Source organism: Ruegeria sp. CL7 (genome assembly GCF_056536445.1).
In genome coordinates this window covers 37,966-55,432 of record NZ_JBQFPQ010000006.1, presented here as the reverse complement: position 1 = coordinate 55,432, position 17,467 = coordinate 37,966, and the positions used below count along the sequence as shown (strand labels likewise).

At 56.2% G+C, this 17,467-nt stretch carries 13 protein-coding genes; 10 read left to right on the top strand and 3 right to left on the bottom strand.

What is annotated here, in order from left to right; all coding sequences use genetic code 11:
• Nucleotides 1-47: 47 nt before the first annotated feature.
• Entirely contained in the window at nt 48-3,956 is a 3,909-nt protein-coding gene (locus tag ACR0LI_RS14905) for an Ig-like domain-containing protein (RefSeq protein WP_480718758.1), read from the bottom strand.
• Nucleotides 3,957-4,107: 151 nt separating this feature from the next.
• On the opposite strand from ACR0LI_RS14905, the gene ACR0LI_RS14900 reads away from it, so the two are divergent.
• From ACR0LI_RS14900 to rfbA, 5 genes are all read left to right on the top strand, one after another.
• On the top strand, nt 4,108-6,165 hold the full coding sequence (locus ACR0LI_RS14900; RefSeq protein WP_480718757.1) for a dockerin type I domain-containing protein: 2,058 nt from the start codon (nt 4,108-4,110) through the stop codon (nt 6,163-6,165).
• Between the two features lie 377 nt (nt 6,166-6,542).
• Nucleotides 6,543-7,112 carry a dTDP-4-dehydrorhamnose 3,5-epimerase gene (gene rfbC / locus ACR0LI_RS14895; RefSeq protein WP_152460487.1) on the top strand — a complete coding sequence of 190 codons (570 nt, stop codon included), beginning with the start codon at nt 6,543-6,545 and terminating at the stop codon, nt 7,110-7,112.
• Nucleotides 7,109-8,149, top strand: coding sequence for a dTDP-glucose 4,6-dehydratase (gene rfbB, locus ACR0LI_RS14890; RefSeq protein ID WP_480718756.1), 1,041 nt, complete (start codon nt 7,109-7,111; stop codon nt 8,147-8,149). The genes rfbC and rfbB overlap by 4 nt, the downstream gene beginning before the upstream one ends.
• A complete protein-coding gene (rfbD, locus tag ACR0LI_RS14885; RefSeq protein ID WP_480718755.1) occupies nt 8,146-9,009 on the top strand; it encodes a dTDP-4-dehydrorhamnose reductase in 864 nt (287 codons plus the stop codon). Before rfbB ends, rfbD begins: the two co-directional genes overlap by 4 nt.
• 18 nt (nt 9,010-9,027) lie before the next feature.
• Nucleotides 9,028-9,894 carry a glucose-1-phosphate thymidylyltransferase RfbA gene (gene rfbA / locus ACR0LI_RS14880; RefSeq protein WP_480621079.1) on the top strand — a complete coding sequence of 289 codons (867 nt, stop codon included), beginning with the start codon at nt 9,028-9,030 and terminating at the stop codon, nt 9,892-9,894.
• Between the two features lie 73 nt (nt 9,895-9,967).
• On the opposite strand, the gene ACR0LI_RS14875 is transcribed toward rfbA, so the two are convergent.
• A complete protein-coding gene (locus tag ACR0LI_RS14875; protein WP_480718754.1) occupies nt 9,968-10,822 on the bottom strand; it encodes a glycosyltransferase family 2 protein in 855 nt (284 codons plus the stop codon).
• Between the two features lie 205 nt (nt 10,823-11,027).
• Between ACR0LI_RS14875 and ACR0LI_RS14870 the strand changes: the two genes are divergently transcribed.
• The 4 genes from ACR0LI_RS14870 to ACR0LI_RS14855 all read left to right on the top strand — a co-directional run bounded on the left by ACR0LI_RS14870 (nt 11,028) and on the right by ACR0LI_RS14855 (nt 15,303).
• Entirely contained in the window at nt 11,028-11,303 is a 276-nt protein-coding gene (locus tag ACR0LI_RS14870) for a hypothetical protein (RefSeq protein WP_480621082.1), read from the top strand.
• A gap of 395 nt (nt 11,304-11,698) precedes the next feature.
• Complete coding sequence (locus ACR0LI_RS14865) at nt 11,699-12,613, top strand: class I SAM-dependent methyltransferase (RefSeq protein WP_480491040.1); 915 nt, start codon at nt 11,699-11,701, stop codon at nt 12,611-12,613.
• The gene (locus ACR0LI_RS14860) at nt 12,613-13,878 is read left to right on the top strand and encodes a glycosyltransferase WbsX family protein (protein ID WP_480718753.1); all 1,266 of its coding nucleotides are present in this window, start codon (nt 12,613-12,615) and stop codon (nt 13,876-13,878) included. Before ACR0LI_RS14865 ends, ACR0LI_RS14860 begins: the two co-directional genes overlap by 1 nt.
• A 129-nt stretch (nt 13,879-14,007) precedes the next feature.
• Nucleotides 14,008-15,303 carry a glycosyltransferase WbsX family protein gene (locus ACR0LI_RS14855; RefSeq protein ID WP_216600201.1) on the top strand — a complete coding sequence of 432 codons (1,296 nt, stop codon included), beginning with the start codon at nt 14,008-14,010 and terminating at the stop codon, nt 15,301-15,303.
• Nucleotides 15,304-15,384: 81 nt separating this feature from the next.
• Here ACR0LI_RS14855 and ACR0LI_RS14850 read toward each other — a convergent pair whose 3' ends face one another.
• Nucleotides 15,385-16,350 (bottom strand): LysR family transcriptional regulator, encoded by a 966-nt coding sequence (locus ACR0LI_RS14850; RefSeq protein WP_480718752.1) that lies wholly within the window; start codon nt 16,348-16,350, stop codon nt 15,385-15,387.
• Here ACR0LI_RS14850 and ACR0LI_RS14845 point away from each other — a divergent pair.
• Nucleotides 16,343-17,458, top strand: a complete 1,116-nt coding sequence (locus ACR0LI_RS14845; protein WP_253285037.1) for a phosphotransferase family protein — start codon at nt 16,343-16,345, stop codon at nt 17,456-17,458. The genes ACR0LI_RS14850 and ACR0LI_RS14845 overlap by 8 nt on opposite strands.
• The last annotated feature ends 9 nt before the right edge of the window (nt 17,459-17,467 follow it).

Genomic DNA, 17,467 nt, shown 5'->3' with positions numbered 1-17,467 from the left:
AACTGCCTCATGATGTTGAATTACGTCTGTATGTGCGCCGGTCTGGATCAGGCCGTTGCCCCGGTCGGGTCGGTGTGCAGGATGTTATCTGCGGTCAGGCCGCTCAGATCGCTCAGGTCTTGGAACGTGGCCACGGTTTCAACGCTGGCATCGTTCGCCGCCTGGAAATCTACCTTGACCAAAACACTGTTTGTTCCGTCGGTTGCCATCACGTAAAGTTCATCGCCCGCCATGGCTCCGGCAAGACTCTCGACAGCGGCTTCGATTGTGCTGAGGTTGAGGTCTGTGAGTACCGTGCTGAGGCCGACAAATCCGGTGTTTGTGCCCAACGTGTCCCCGGTGGAAAGCAATTCGAACCCGGTGCCATCACCGCGGAGCGTATTGGTGTCCAGCCCGCGGAACATCAGTGCGTCAGTTACATCCGCAGCCGGGCCAATCGTAAAGCCAGTCACAATATCTGTACCATTGCTGGCCGGGTCCGCCTCGAAGACGACGATGTCTCGCCCTGCTGCAGAAACATCAATGGTATCGTCGCCGACACCGCCGCGCGTGATAGTGTCCGTATTCGCAGCGTTGAGCGTGTCATCACCATTGGTGCCAAACTGCACTGTCGTTGGTCCGCCATCAGACGTTTTGATTGTCAGCTCAATAGGCTGGCTGGAGTTCTGGATCGTCATCGTGAAAGTGACAAGCGGCTGAGAAAGATCTGCAAAGGTTGTCGCGGCCCCGGCAAAATTCATCGCGCCCCCGGCGCCTGGGCTGGCCAAAAACAAATCGAAGGCGTTGTTTTCCGAAACCGATGCAGAGTTGAAGGTGACAACCGAAGGGTCAAATCCGAGCTCTGCCGTCAACGCCAGACCACCAGAGATATCGCGGTCGGCTTCGGCATAGATTGCGAACGTCACTGTAGATCCCGAGCGCCCAACTTCAGAAATCACATAGGCGGCGGGTTCGTGCGCAACGGCTTGCTCGGAAACCGGCAGCGGATCTGGTCTACCCGCAACTGTCGCCTGCGCGGAAAAGACAAGGCCATCACCTGCCTCTACTGCCGAAAAGTTGGACGCTGCGACAGCCAGCGACCAGGATCCGTCTGCGGCCACCGTTGCAGATCCGACCGAACTGCCGTTTAACGTGACATCCACCGACTGGCCGACTGACAATCCGGTCGATGACCCGCCGATAGTAATCCCGGAGGCCTTGGCATCGGCAAGACCAATCGAATTGTTGACCCCGACATCGTTCAATGTCAACAAGGGGCGAAAATCTGTGGAAAGTGAGCTGTTCGCCGCGGCCGAGCTGTTTCCGGCCAGATCGTCAACAGTGGCGGAAATGGAATAGCTAGTTCCGTCAGAGAGCATTCCAAGATCATTTGCTGGAACGGTAACTGCCCACGAGCCATTTGATGCGACGCCAGTATAGGTTTGCCCGCCGAATGTGACCGAAACGGTCTGGCCATCTTCAGCCGTGGTCGTGCCTGAGATTGCAAGATCCACGCCCCTTTCGGTCACGTCCAACACGGCACCCACAGGCAGACTGTTTATGGTTATTAAAGGTGCTGTGAAGTCAGTGGCAAAGCTTGTCGTGGTTTGATTGTGGTTTCCCGTCGCGTCCGAGATCGACGCATTGATATTGTAAGTCTCGTTGTCTTGCAGGGCAGACAAATCTGTCACGGTTGCCGTATAGGTCCAAGTACCCCCGGTTACTGTTGCCGTTCCGGTGACGTCCGTAGTGCCGTCAGCGCGCGTGACTTCGACGGTAACAACTGTTCCGTCGGGCGCATCGGACGTTCCTGACACCGTCAGGTCGGTTCCTTGTTCAACGACGTTCATGACGCCCCCGTCGGATACGGTTGAAATTCCGATCGTCGGTGGCGTGAAATCGGTGGTAAAGCTGTTGTTCGCTTGCAAGGCCGGATTCCCGGCAGCGTCCGAGACATCCGCGGTTACGGTGACGGTCGCCGCGTCAGAAAGACCTGCCAGATCCGAAGCAGGTACGGTTACGCTCCAATTGCCGCCAGAAACCGTTGCGCTATAGGACTGCCCGTTCAGACTGACGGTTACAATTTGTCCGTCTTCAGCTGTCGTACTGCCCGAGATGGAAAGATCCGTGGCCCTCTCGGATGCGTTCATGACAGCTCCGTCCGAGAAACTGTCGATGCTAAGCGTCGGCGCGGTCACATCCTTGGAAAATGTCACTGCGGCCTGCGGTGCCGTGACGCCACCGGCGTCGTCGACATCTGCGGTAACAGAGAAGTTGCCTCCTTCCGACAAGGACGCCAGATCCCCAGCTGGCACAGTCACGTTCCAGGCCCCGCCAGATACTGTGCCGGAATATGTTTGACCATCGAGGGTTACAGTAACTTGCTGACCATCCTCAACGTTTGACGTCAGCCCGCTGATGGTCAAGTCGGATCCGGCTTCGGCTGCGTTCAGTACGGACCCAACAGGAAGCGGTGATATAGAAATGGAAGGGCCGGTCAGGTCCACGGGAACCGATACAAGAAGCGGTACTGCCGGATTGCCCGACACGTCCTCGACGGCTACCAGAACAGATGCCGGCACTCCGGTGGAAAGACTGCTCAAATCGGAATTGGGGATCGTTACACTCCAGCTTCCGCCAGAAGCGGTGCCTGTATGCACTTGTCCGTTGAACGTGACGAAGATGGTTTGACCATCCTCTGCCGTGGTGGAACCGGTCAAGGCCAGGTCGCCGGCTACGTCGATCAGTTCTATCGAGCCGCCAGCCACGGGATCCAGAGAAACAGTTGGTGCAGTGAAATCAGTATCAAAGCTTCCGCTCGCCTGTGGTGCGGAATTTCCCGCCGCGTCGGCAACATCCGCGGTAACGTCAATCGTCGCGCCATCAGGAAGGGCCGAGAGGTCTGCCGCCGGGACAGTGACGCTCCAGTGTCCGTTGGATACCGTGCCCGAATAGTTTTGCCCGTTCATTGAGACGGTAACGGTCTGCCCGTCTTCTGCATCGGTTGTTCCGGTGACCGTCAGATCCGTTGCCTGTTCGATCGAATTCAAAACAGCGCCATCGGAAAACCCGCTGATCGACAGGGTTGGAGGAATTGTATCAATATCGAACTTGACGGATTCGGTTGACAGTTCCATGCCTGAATCGTCCAGATGCCTGACTGTCACCGTAGAGACGCCTTGCGGAAGCGCATTGGCTTCGGCCGACGTGAGAGAAACGCTCCAACTGCCGTCATCGTTGGGCGTTACGGTTTTGACAAGCGAACCTATCGTGACCTCGACTGTCGATGTTCCTTCGGGTGCGGCAGCATTGGTAAGGGCGCTGTTCAATGCCGTTGCCTGAAGTTCGGCCAGGTTCAGGCTGGTATAGCTCGGTTCCGGTTGGGGTTGGGGTTTAGGCTCTGGCGCGACAGGTTCCGGGGAATCGCCGCCGCCGCCACCTCCACCCGCAGCGGCAGCTGCACCAGCCAGCCCGAGGCCGCCCAGTGCAGCCCCGGCGCCGCTGATTCCGCCAGCTGCTGCGCCAGCTTCAGCTGCGCTGAACTGGGCGATTTCAGCAACCGCCTCTTCTGCGATCATGATTGCGCCGCTGTCCAGGACCTGCACGTTTTCCGCCGCCACGATCATCGTCCGACTGTCAGCCATTTTCAGAAGAACATCGCCGTTTTTCAGCAACTTGGCGGAGCGCACACCCGGAATTGTCTCTGCAAACTGGAAGGCGTAAAGCTCTTCGATGGTTGCTTGTGACAAGGCAGGCAAGGCCATCAATGTGGACATGAGGCCGCCAGCCGCGCCGCGACCCGCCCAACGACCAAGCTTTCCCTTGATCCATTGTTGAACTTGAGATTTGCGATCTCCGTCCGTTGAGTCAGCCGCCGGACGATTGTTGGCCTCAGGTGCTTTGGTCATCTTGCCCTCGCATGTGGAGTCCGCGATCATCGCAACAGGAAAGGATGTGCTGTTTGGCGTTTTGCTCATCTGTCTTTCCCATTTGTTGCCGTTGCGATCGGACCTGAAAAAATTGAGTTAAACTGAAACCGAACTTCTCGTTTTCACCACAATTCTGCTTCGGTTTCGGTCTGCTCATCTGGTCATCTTGCCGTAACTGCCAGGGGTGGCGCAGGAGGTGATGGCTGTGATGCTTCAGTTCGAAAGTGTAGTGGCAACGGGGAGCACGGCGCTCGATTCAGGTATCGGCGATACGGCTTTAAAAACGCTTAACGGGAATACGTATCTCTACACGGTGACCGGCCCGGGTGGCGGTGTCGCGGTCTGGCGGCTGGCCGACGGTGCCCTGCCGCAGCTGGTTGATACCGAGTATTACAGCGGTTCGATCACCTTCCAGGTGGGGCGCAGTGCCACGCCAATAACGCTGGCGGGAACCGAGCAGATCGCGCTGGATATCAATACTGCCACGGGCCTGGTCGGGTATGACGTGAACGCGGACGGAACGATCGGTAACCTGAAGGAAACGGGTGTGCTCAACGGAGGCGGAGATATCTCGGTCATCATACAGTTTTCACTGGGGTCTTCGGATGTCCTTGCGATGGCGCATGAGGGTACTGGCAATATCGGAACCTATCATGTGAACGCGAACGGGACGCTCAGTCTTGCGGGTTTGATTGCCGGCACGGCGGATGCCATGCAGACGTTGCGGTCGGGTTCGGAACATTTTCTGATCTCAAGTGACGCGGCAACAAACTCTGTCTCGACATATCGCATCGATTCCGGCACCGGCACGTTAACCGAGATCAACAATGACTCGGCTCTCGGAACCCTAGGTGTTTCAACCCCAACAGATGTCGAGACCGTAGAGGCATACGGCAAATCCTGGGTCGTGGTGGCAGGGTCCGGCAGCAACTCTCTCAGTGTTCTTCAATTGAGCAGCGATGGAAGTTTAAAGGCGACGGACCATGTGCTTGATACGCTTCATACGCGGTTTGAATCGGTTCAGGATCTGGCGGTCATAGACGTGAACGGTCGGGTGTTTGTGGTTGCAGGCGGCGGCGATGATGGCCTGTCTCTGTTCACTCTGACACCCGAAGGTCAACTTGTTCATATGGACAGTTTCGCGGATACGCTGGCCAGTGGATTGCAGAATGTCGAATCGCTGGCGGTTGCACATGTGGGCGACGAGCTGCAAATTCTCGTGACATCACAACAGGATGCCGGGGTGAACGTCCTGACGGTCCCGGTCGATGATCTGGGGGTGGTGCGCAAGGGGTTCGGTACCGTGAACGGGAGCGCGTCGGACGATATCCTCAGCGGCGGTATTCTGGACACGACCCTTTTAGGAGGCGCCGGAGACGACATTCTCATCGCGGGGAAGGGTGCGACGACGATGTCAGGTGGTGCAGGGGCCGACATCTTCGTGATGCAGTCCGGTAGCGGTCTGACCACAATAACCGATTTTCAGGCGGGCCTGGATCGTCTGGATATGTTCGACTACCTGCTGCTGCGGTCGCCTCAGCAACTGACCTTTACCAGCACAGCAAACGGGGCTCAGATCGAATATCGCGGCGAGATCGTGCAGGTCCAATCCGCGTCGGGCGGCGCTTTGACAAGCACGGATATCTTTGGCGCAGGCTTCGCCGGACCGGATCACATCCCGGTAGATTTCGGGGACCTGGGCGGGCCGACACCGGGCAGCTCTGATGGATTGGTCGGGCAGATTACGGTGGACAGCCAGGTTGCGAATCCGGGGCTGACGGATGCGGAAATCCGGTTCACGCCGGACGGCGGGGGTACGGTATCCGCCACCGCAGATAGTCAGGGGCGGTTTGATCTGGAATTGCCCGATGGCACCTTTCCCGGAGTGCTGGACATCACCAAACACTATTCCACGGCAAGCGGGAAGATTGACGCGCTGGACGCTTTGCAAGTGTTGCGTATCTCGGTTGGTCTTGACCCGACATGGGGTCCAGCGACCGCGGAAAACCTGATAGCGGCAGACGTCAACAGGGATGGCACCGTGAACGCCCTGGATGCGCTTGCAATTTTGCAAGTCGCCGTCGGGCAGCCCACGGCCCATGACCCTGAATGGGTATTTCTGGATGAGAACGCGGACCTTTCCGGAATAACCAAGGACAATGTAACCTATCAGACGGGTGTCGATGTTGTGGCGGTGGATGGGGTCATCAACGTGGACATGACCTCCATCCTGTTGGGAAATCTCGAAGCGGCCTGAGTGCCGAAAGATATCTAGGCCAAAGCAAAGTTGTATCTTTTTTAGCGGTAAGGTGCGGATTGGCTTTCGCCGCCAAATCGACACGACCCAGCCTCAGCGCTCGGATGCCGCCCCATGACGCGGTGCTTTAGCTTTCGGCCCAAGTGTTGTCGCGCCGGCGGCTTCGTTATCTGTTCCATCCCTGTGTTTTCATTTGCAGATGGTCCAATAATTTCAATGAATTCTATCAGAATCGCAAGTTGCCTGCGATAATCGCCTGACCTTTGAAACCGATAAGCCGCTCAAATTGCTGGTCGGACAACATAGGTCTTGGCGTCGGTGGAGCAAATGTGACATAGCAGGCCGAGACTTCAACACAGAGATGAAAATTAGTAACAATGGAAATATTGGCGCTTTCCATTCCGGAAGTGAAACTGATCACCCCGAAGCGTTTTGGCGATCATCGCGGGTTCTTTGAGGAAACCTACAATGCCGACAGCTTTGCGGCACAAGGGATTCATACGCAATTCGTTCAGGACAATCATTCCCTTTCGAGCACGGTGAACACGGTGCGCGGATTGCATTTTCAGGCTCCGCCAAGAGCGCAGGCCAAGCTGGTGCGCTGCGGTCGTGGACGGCTGTTTGATGTCGCGGTCGATATCCGCAAAGGTTCGCCCACCTATGGTCACTGGGTCGGCGAAGAACTGAGTTTCGAGAACGGGCGGATGCTGTTGGTTCCTGCGGGGTTCGCGCATGGATTCGTGACGTTGGAGCCGGAGACCGAGATCGTCTACAAGTGTTCTGATACCTACGCGCCGGAAACTGAAGGCGCGGTTCGTTGGGACGATCCCGATATCGGCATTGAATGGCCACAGAGCAATTCAGAACCCCAGCTGTCCGAGAAAGATCGGATCGCACCACTTCTGCGCGAAATTGAATCTCCTTTCGTATTCGAGGACACACAATGAAAATTCTGGTTACGGGCGGGGCGGGCTTTATCGGGTCTGCCGTTATCCGTCGTGCGATTGCCGATGGGCATTCGGTCGTCAATGTCGATGCCCTGACCTACGCGGCCTGTCTGGACAATGTTGCCTCTGTCGCGGATGCGCCGGGATACGTTTTTGAACATGCGGATATCCGGGATGCCGCCGCCATGTCGGCGATACTGGACAGACACCAGCCAGACGCGATCATGCATCTGGCCGCTGAAAGCCATGTTGACCGTTCGATCGATGGCCCGGCCGCGTTCATCGACACGAACCTGACCGGGACCTATGTATTGTTGGAAGCCGCACGCGCCTATTGGGTGGGTGCCGGCCGGCCCGAGCAATTCCGGTTTCACCATATATCAACCGACGAGGTCTTTGGGTCCTTGGGTAAAACCGGGTTTTTCACCGAAGACAGCCCATACCAGCCGAACTCACCCTATTCGGCCTCGAAAGCGGGATCGGATCATCTCGTGCGGGCGTGGCGTGAAACATACGGCCTGCCAGTGGTTCTTACCAATTGCTCTAACAACTACGGCCCTTACCAGTTTCCGGAAAAGCTGATCCCCGTTGTCATCCTCAGTGCGCTGGCGGGCAAACCGATCCCGATATACGGGAAAGGCGACAACATTCGCGACTGGCTGCATGTCGATGACCATGCCGAAGCCCTGTTGCTGGTGCTCGAAAAGGGTGAACTGGGCCGCAGCTACAATATCGGTGGCGAGAATGAGATGACCAATCTTGATCTTGTCAGAATGCTGTGTTCGATCCTGGATCGCCTCAAGCCGGGTGAAACGCCCTATGCGGATTTGATCACGTTCGTCGCTGACCGCCCGGGTCACGATCAGCGTTATGCCATCGATCCGACCCGGATTCGCACCGAACTGAACTGGCGTCCCTCCTACACGCCCGAAACCGGGCTGGAACAGACGGTTCAGTGGTATCTGGACAACAGTGCATGGCTGAACGCCTTGCAGGCCCGCAGTGGCGTGGGTGAGCGGCTGGGTGTTGCCAAATGAAGGCGCTGGTGTTCGGCCACGGGGGGCAGGTGGCGACCGAGTTGCGGCGTCGCGGACAGGCGCATGGTGTCTTGGTTGAAGCTCTGGATCGCGCCGCGGCGGACCTGTCTGACCCGTCGCAATGTGCAGACGCCATCCGGCATACGGATGCGGACGTGATCATCAATGCGGCCGCCTATACGGCGGTGGACCAGGCCGAAGAAGAAAGCGACCTGGCGCAACGGATCAACGGAGATTCACCCGGAGCAATGGCGCGTGCCGCCGCGGCCCGCAACCTGCCTTTTCTGCATATTTCCACGGATTACGTTTTTGACGGCTCTGGTCCGACCCCCTGGAACACCGATGACCCCACGGGGCCCTTGGGGGCCTATGGTCGAACCAAGCTGGACGGCGAACACCAGATCGCAGAGGCTGGCGGCCACTATGCCATTTTGCGCACAAGTTGGGTGTTTTCGGCACACGGAAAGAACTTTGCAAAGACCATTCTCCGATTGGCAGAAACCCGTGACAAGCTGACTATCGTCGCAGATCAGATCGGCGGGCCAACACCTGCTGCCGACATTGCCGAAACCTTGCTGAAAATGGCCAAGGCAGGCCTCGAAGCCAAAGGGGGGGTGTTTCACTATTCCGGTGCACCCGATGCCAGCTGGGCGGATTTCGCCCGTGAAATTGTTTCTCAATCCGGCTTGTCGGTCGAAATCGAGGATATTCCAACCGAGGCTTATCCAACGCCGGCGCCCAGGCCGCTGAACTCACGTATGGACTGTTCGCGGCTGGAAAATGTGTTCGGAATCCAGAGACCCGACTGGAAAGCCGGACTGGCCGAGATATTGAACGAGTTGAAGTCAGCGACCAGCTGAACCTTGAAAGGACAGATTATGCAGCGCAAAGGCATTATTCTTGCCGGTGGGTCCGGAACCCGGCTTTACCCGATCACCATGGCGATATCGAAGCAATTGCTGCCGATCTACGACAAACCGATGATCTTTTACCCGCTGAGTGTTTTGATGCTGTCGCAGATCCGCGAAATCGCGATCATCACCACCCCCCAGGATCAGGATCAGTTTCAGCGCCTGTTGGGGGATGGCAGTCAATACGGGTTGTCCCTGACATGGATTGTGCAACCGTCTCCTGACGGTCTGGCGCAGGCTTATACACTGGCCGAGGATTTTCTGGACGGTGCCCCGTCTGCTTTGATTCTGGGTGACAACATCTTCTTCGGACATGGCCTTCCGGACCTGCTGCTCGCGGCGGATCAACTGAAGCGCGGCGGTACGGTTTTTGCGTACCGGGTCGCTGACCCAGAACGCTACGGAGTTGTGGATTTCGAAGGGAACAAAGCCCGCGCGATCGTCGAAAAACCCAAGGTGCCTCCGTCGAACTACGCGGTGACAGGTCTTTATTTTCTGGATGGCGACGCTCCGGCCCGCGCGCATGAGGTCAAACCGTCAGATCGCGGCGAGCTGGAAATCACGTCACTGCTGGAAATGTATCTGGACGAAGGTTTGCTGGATGTGCAGACCATGGGACGCGGTTTTGCCTGGCTGGATACCGGCACGCACGGGTCTTTGCTGGATGCGGGAAACTTCGTGCGAACGATCACGGAACGTCAGGGTATGCAGACCGGCAGCCTGGATGAAATCGCGTGGGCGAATGGCTGGATCGACGACGAGGCTCTTGAGGCGCGTGCGCGACTGTTCGCCAAGTCCACCTATGGCACCTATCTGAAAGGTCTTTTGAGCTAGGCCGCGAACTGTATCATGGTTACGTGTTCAGGCGGAAATTTGCACGGGCGGTAAGCTGCTTCACGCTTTGTGATCAAGGTCTGAACGGGGCTGGTCGGACATTCCGGCCATGCCAAACGCCACGCAAGAAAGCCCATTGTTTGGCGCGTTTTCTCGTAGAAAACAACACAACCGGTGACAGCATTTGCAGAAGCGCCGATGCCAGGGCTCGACCAAAAGCCATCGGGACTTCATGCTTGCGGGCGACATAAACGCGTGATTGCCCCATATACCAGCCCTTCAGGCCAGCGATGGCTGGGCTTCCCGGCGAGGATTTGCCTCTGGCGTGGCGCATCTGAGCGTTGTGGACATAGTACAGTGGCCCGCAAACGGCTTTGAGCCGCAGGCTCAGATCATCGTCCTCATGATACAGAAAGATTTCGGGATCAAACCCGCCGACCTCTTCGAACGCTTCGCGGCGGACCAGGAACGCAGCGCCGACGAGGACCGGCAATTCAAAGTCGGAATCGGCTGTTTTCCTGGGCAGGGTTTCATTTCGGGGAATGATCACACTGTATCGCCTGAAACGAGGTGCCCCTTTCCGGTCCAGAATTGCAGGGTTGAAGGCTGACGCATCCGGATGATTGTCAGCCCCCTCTTGCAACGCGTCCAATGCTCCGGGCAGCAAGTGGGAATCCGGGTTCAGAAATAAAAGCAGGTCCGTTGTTGCCTTGGCGGCACCAAGGTTGCATGCGCGGCCAAACCCGATGTTGTCGCGGCTTTCGATCAGAGTTGCGCAATGTACCTCGGCCATTTGCCGAACCGCTTCAATATCATCCGAGCCATTGTCGACCAAAATTGTCGGCACGCCCTCTGGGATGGAATTCAGCATCTCCGGCAGCACGCCACTGCTGTTGTAACAAACGCTTATGATCGTAATCTGTGACAATCCTGCCTGCCGTATCTGTGGAATGGGCCTGATCGTTACTTCCTCTCAAACACAGTTAGGGTCAACCCCGGTTACAGTACGACGGAACCGGGCTGCTGCAGCGGTCCGTGATCTTGTGCGCTCCGCGACGACAATCTGAGAAATGATTGAAATGGTTCTGCCCCTATGAAGCGAAGGCGGGAAACCGATCAGCAAGCGCGGCCGGATGGCGAAGCCGCGTCAGGGGATGCAATGCCTGTTTGATCAGAGCGATAAGATTTACCTCTTTGGAAATTTTCGATTTCCGGTGGCCGTGGTGAATGAGCAGATTGTTGCCAGTCGTCGGGTTGAAACCAGTAAATCGCAAACTTCCTTGAAGGTGATATCGAAATTCCGGCGCCAACCACTTGCCGGAACGAAGGCGTTCGCGGTTCTCAGAACGTTCTGCAAATGGTTGCGGACGCAAGCCTGTGCGCTCAACACCCTGCGCGCGTTCGCATGATCTCACAGTGCCAAAGCCGTGGTTTCCAGTGATATCGGTAAGCTGTTGAAAAGCGTATCAAGCATACCTCAACTGAAGTGCGGCGGGAGCTCACGAGGTTCAACCCGACGCCCACGCGGATGCCGCTTCTTTTGCAGAAAAGGCCACGAAATAAAACCCTGTCAAAACATGGTTCTTTGAAGAAGGTTGCGTGGCGCCCTTGGTGTGAATGATCCCCGGGTGAGTGGTCATTGCCGCTGGGGGAGTTTTGTGCAACAGTGTTCTCTGAGTTGAACATAATTTGGGTACAACATCCAAAGCCTTAGGTATCGGTTTGGTATTGGGGATTGCAGAACCAGACCAAACTATATAGCAGCCGAATTGAAGCACGAAATAAGCATCACGGAAGAATTACAGTGAGCGATAGACATACTTACGAATACGACATTGACATGAACAGTGATGTAGCACCCGCACGCGTGCTGCGCATGGTAAAGCCCGGGTCCAAGGTGCTTGAGATCGGGGCCGGGCCAGGTTCGATCACGCGACATCTTTCCGGCACGTTGGAATGTGATGTTGTGGCGCTTGAGATCGACCCTTCGGCGATCGAAAAGCTAAAGCCGTTCGCACGTTCTGTGTACCCGATGGATCTCAACGATGCTTCGTGGAGTGACATAGTTCGCGAGAAAGACGGGGTATTCGACTACGTGATCGCAGCGGACGTTCTGGAACATGTTTACGACCCCTGGAGCGTACTTTCAGGCATGAAATCGCTGTTGAACGACACGGGATCGGTTATTCTTTCGCTGCCGCATGTTGGCCATGCAGCCATTGCCGGTTGTCTTGTCGATGAAGATTTCGAATACCGTGACTGGGGCCTGCTGGATCGGACCCATGTCCGGTTTTTCGGCATCAAAAACGTTCAGCACCTGCTTAATTCGCAGGGTATGAGCATTGAACAAGCCGAATTTGTGGTTCGTACGCCAGAGATGACTGAGTTTTGTCAACGCTGGAGCCGTCTGCCACAGGATGTTCAGGCCGCGTTGCAGCGCAATCGCTATTCCCATGTCTTCCAGGTCGTAAGCAGATCGGTCCCCAAGGAACGCGCAGAGAATGACATCTACCTGATGGGCCTGCCCGTCGAACAACCCGATGAAGAGACCCGGCAGCATTGGACCAACATGATGGCAGGCCTGCCCCTGTCCGAAGAGATTGATTTGCAATCGACTATCGGGCCGGTGGACACGAGCAAGGCTTCCCGAGTCGAGCCCGGCCCACTGGCCAAGAAGAAAAAAAAATCGCTGGCGCGGCTGTTGGGGTTGAAGAAGTAATGTCCTCAAACACCACGGATCGTGAACTCGGCAACATCAGGACAATTGCCTTCTACCTTCCTCAGTTTCATCCGATCCCGGAAAACGATGAATGGTGGGGCAAAGGGTTCACCGAGTGGACAAATGTCGCAAAAGCCAAGCCGCTTTTCACCGGGCATTATCAGCCTCATCTTCCTACGGATCTGGGGTATTATGACCTGCGTGTCCGCGAAACGCGGCTTGAGCAGATCGAGATGGCCAAGGCCAGCGGAATTGATGGATTCTGCTACCACTATTACTGGTTTTCCGGGAAAAGACTTCTTGAGCGGCCCGTCGACGAAATGCTTGCGGATCCCGAAAGCGATATGCCGTTCTGTCTTTGCTGGGCGAATGAGAACTGGACGCGCCGCTGGGATGCGGCCGAGCACGAGATTCTCATTGAGCAGAAGTACAAGCCCGAGGATGATCTGGAGTTCATCAAGTCGATCGAGCCGTTTTTCCGGGATCCCCGCTACATAACAATAGATGGCGCTCCGATCCTGATTGTTTATCGGCCGCAGCATTTGAAGAACTCGCGCAAAACCGTGCAGGTCTGGCGTGACTATTGCGCGTCTGTCGGAATTCCGAAAATCCATCTGGCCTGTGCGCTTACGCACCGAAACTGGGACTATGCGTCATACGGGTTTGATTCCGGTGTGGAATTCCCGCCCCACGGCATCAACGTGCCCAACCTCTCGCCAGAAGTGGACTTGTTCGACGATTTCCAAGGCCATTGTGTTGATTTTTCTGCGATCGCAGAACAGTACCTGGGTCACAGCTATGGGCCTGAAAACAACGTTCATCGATCGGTTTTTCCGTCCTGGGACAACACGGCCCGGCGGAAGGAAAATGCCATGGTCGTTTTGAACGGAACGCCGGAAAACTATGAATACTGGCTTTCGCGGGCCTTGCACCAAACCGCTCAGGATTTCCCCGACCAGGAACGTTTCGTTTTTGTGAATGCATGGAATGAATGGGCTGAAGGATGTCACCTGGAACCGGATCGCGAGTACGGGCATGCGTTTTTGCACGCCACCAAGGCCGCTCTCCAAGGTTCGAAGCTGACCGACTGGACGCATGTGGGTGTCCCGGAAATTTCGCGCCGTGGCGAAACCACGGAAGGCATCGCGCATCCTGTTCCATATGGTGCCAACAAGCCGTTGACCAAACGGGCCTTCCGTCTTTTGCGCGATACGGTCAGCGGTCGGTTGCTGAAACAATGGCTGTCCGCGGCCCGCACAAAATAGAAAACCACGCCGGATTGAGTTGCATGAAAGTCCCAAGTACTTGTCATGCAACTCAGTCTCGTGCTTTGCGTGAAAAAAAGGGTTTTCTTTGTCATAGTCGGCACGACGCGCCTTAGTACGAGAAACTGCATGTCCATCAAAGATACCCTGCTTTACTATTTGCTGACCGCTGCGTCGAAACTCAGCCCACCTTTATCGCCACGTACGGCAAGGCGGTTCAGAAATTCAGCCAAGAAAAGAGACCCCAAACGGGGTTGGGACAAACCGGGGCAATCCAACAGGCAGGGTTTTGAAGCCATCGGTCAGGCTGAAGAGTTCAAACCCTTCGACCCGCCTGCGAAAGCTGAACCCGCAGTACGGGCAATTGCGCATTACCTGCCGCAATTTCATCCCTTCAAAGAGAATGATGAATGGTGGGGCAAAGGCTTTACCGAATGGTCCAATGTCGGAAAGGCCGTCCCGAATTATCCGGGCCATTACCAACCTCATTGTCCGATTCATCTGGGTTACTACGACTTGCGGTTGCCAGAAATCATGGTCGAACAGACGCGGATCGCGAAATCTTACGGGATAGGAGGGTTCTCCTATTACTACTACTGGTTCGGTGGAAAGACCTTGATGGAGCACCCGCTCGAACAAATGTTGGGCAATCCGGAAGTCGACATGCCGTTTTGTCTGACATGGGCAAATGAAAACTGGACGCGCCGCTGGGACGGGCGGGCGCACGACGTTCTTATCGCGCAAAACCATTCGATCGAGGATTCCCTGAACCTTCTGCGTCATATACGAAAATACTTTGATGATCCGCGCTACGTTCGGATAGATGGGAAGCCGGTTTTCATCGTTTACCGAGCGAACATCATACCGAATATCGAGGAAACGACCGCAGCTTGGCGAAAAGAGGCACAAAGCTGGGGCGAGCCGGACCTGTATCTCATAGCTGCCCAGACTTTTGATATCGGCGATCCTGAGAAACTGGGTTTTGACGCTGCTATGGAGTTCCCTCCGCATCAGGTAAAGCGCACCGACATCACGGATGAGATGGGGATCTACAATCCAGAGTTCACGGGTGCCGTTCTGGATTACCAGGCCGTGGTCGAGGCAGAGCTTCAAAAGCCGGAACCCCGGTACAAGCTGTTTCGGTCCTCCACGCTCTCGTGGGACAATACCGCGCGCAATCAGGATGCCCCTCGGATTATGGGACGGTTCACAATCAATGCCTACAAGCGCTGGACGGAACATTTGTGTCGCCAGGTTCTTGCGCAGGAAAAATACAGTGCCGACGAAAAAATCGTTTTCATAAACGCGTGGAACGAGTGGGCAGAGGGGACTCATCTGGAGCCTGACCGAAGATATGGCTTTGCCTATCTTCAGGCGACGTATGACGCGTTACCCAAGAAATCTGAAAGTCAGATCAACACGTGATGTTTTCGACCTTGAGGTTTCGAGGACCTGACGGTTGGCGCCTCTGATATCCGGACGTCACACGTTGCCCGGGGTTGCGTATCAATTCTGATCGACCCTATGATGCTGTTCCGTATCGTTCGCTCTGATGGTGCGACCTGCAATTTGGTCGAACATCCATTGTACGGCTTCGTCGCCGTCGGACCGGATATGCCGATAAAGGCGAAGTTCGATCGGAGGCACATCAACCGGCAGCCTCAACATGCGCAGCCCCATTTCACGCGCGCTGCATTCGGTCAGCGTGGCAACCATATCTGTCTTGTGCAGAATATCCCGGATGTTCAGATAGCTTTGCATCTGAATCCCGAGTTTGCGTCGTGCGCCCAGTTTGCGCAGGACGATGTCGACCGGGCTCGCCCCCTGAGGCCGTGAGGAAACATGCAGATGTGTCAGCTGAAGATAACGCTCCAGCGTCAATGGGCCCGAACCCAGCGGGTGGCCGGGTCGCATGGCACAGACATAGCGGTCTTTCATGATGGTCCGGCTGATCAGATCCGAACTGTCCGGCATCGGAATGTCCGACGTGATGTCGATCGTGCCCTGCTGTAACGCCTTGCGCGTATCCCGGCGGGGAATGCGCACGAGGCTGAGTTCGACCTGGGGTGCCGTGCATTGAAACCCGGACAAAAGCCCGGGCAGGATGATGAGGCTGTGAAGGTCGACCAAACTGACCCGGAACAGCCGTTTGCTGGTAAACGGGTCGAACCGTTCACCCTGCGCCGATGCGGCTTGCAACTGGTGAAGAGCGGCTGAGACCCTGTCCGAAATGCTCTCTGCCAGCGCCGTGGGCTGCATCCCCGTGCCGGTCTTCACGAAAAGCGGGTCGTTCAGTGTCTTGCGCAACCGGGTCAGGGCGTTGCTGACGGCCGGTTGCGTGATCGACAGGCGTTCGGCAACGCGGGTCAGATTTCGTTCGGTATAGATGGCGTCAAAAATAACAAAAAGGTTCAGGTCGATCTTGTTGAGCTTGGTCGTCATGTCATTCACCAGAATTATGCTGATGATCATGCAAGTAAATTTCACAAATGTCATTGAGGGCGGTAAGCTGAATGGTATCCCGGCGGAATACGGAGTTTCATGCATGACCTCATCCGGCCTCGAACTCGATACCGAGCGGCTTTCGACATATTTGGGGCGCCATATCCAAGGTTTCGCCGGCCCATTGTCCTATCGGAAGTTTTCGGGCGGGCAGTCGAACCCAACCTATCTGCTGAAGGCCGGTGGTTCGAAATACGTGCTGCGCCGCAAACCGCCAGGTGACCTGCTGCCTTCGGCCCATGCCGTGGATCGGGAATATCGTGTTCTCAGGGCACTTCATGGCACTGCGGTTCCGGTCGCCAAACCTTACGTGCTGTGTGAGGACACGGATGTCATCGGTTCCATGTTCTATGTCATGAGCTTCCAGGAGGGCCGGATTTTCTGGAACCCGGCGCTGCCCGAGTTGGAGGTGGCCGACCATCATCCGGTGTTCGATGAAATGATCCGGGTTCTGGCCGCGCTGCATTCGGTTGACACAGGCGCCGTCGGCCTGTCGGACTTCGGCAAGCCGGGAAACTATTTCCAACGCCAGTACAGCCGCTGGACCAAACAGTATCGGGCCGCAGAAACAAGTAATCTTCCCGAGATGGAACAGCTTATGGGCTGGCTGTCCCGCAACCTGCCCGATGGTGACGGTTCGGTCAGTCTGATCCACGGTGACTTTCGCATAGACAATTTTATCTTCGCTTCGGATGCCCCGCAGATCACCGCGGTTCTGGATTGGGAACTGTCGACGCTGGGCCACCCGATGGCTGATCTGGGCTATTTCTGTGTGTGTCTCAGATTGCCGCCCACCGGTCTGATCCGGGGGCTGCAAGGGCTGGATCGCGCTGCTTTGAACATCCCTTCCGAAGCTGAGATGATCGAGCGGTATTGTTCGCTGCGTGACCTGCCAGAGATTGAAAACTGGACCTTCTATCTGGCGTTTTCCTTTTTCCGGATGGCTGCGATTGCACAGGGTGTTTACAGCCGTGCGCTGGCGGGAAACGCATCGAACGAGAACGCAATGGCGTTCAAGGGGCTGGTGGCCCCTCTGGCGCAAATGGCGCTCGACGAAATCGCTGCTGCAACGCACTGAAGAGGATCA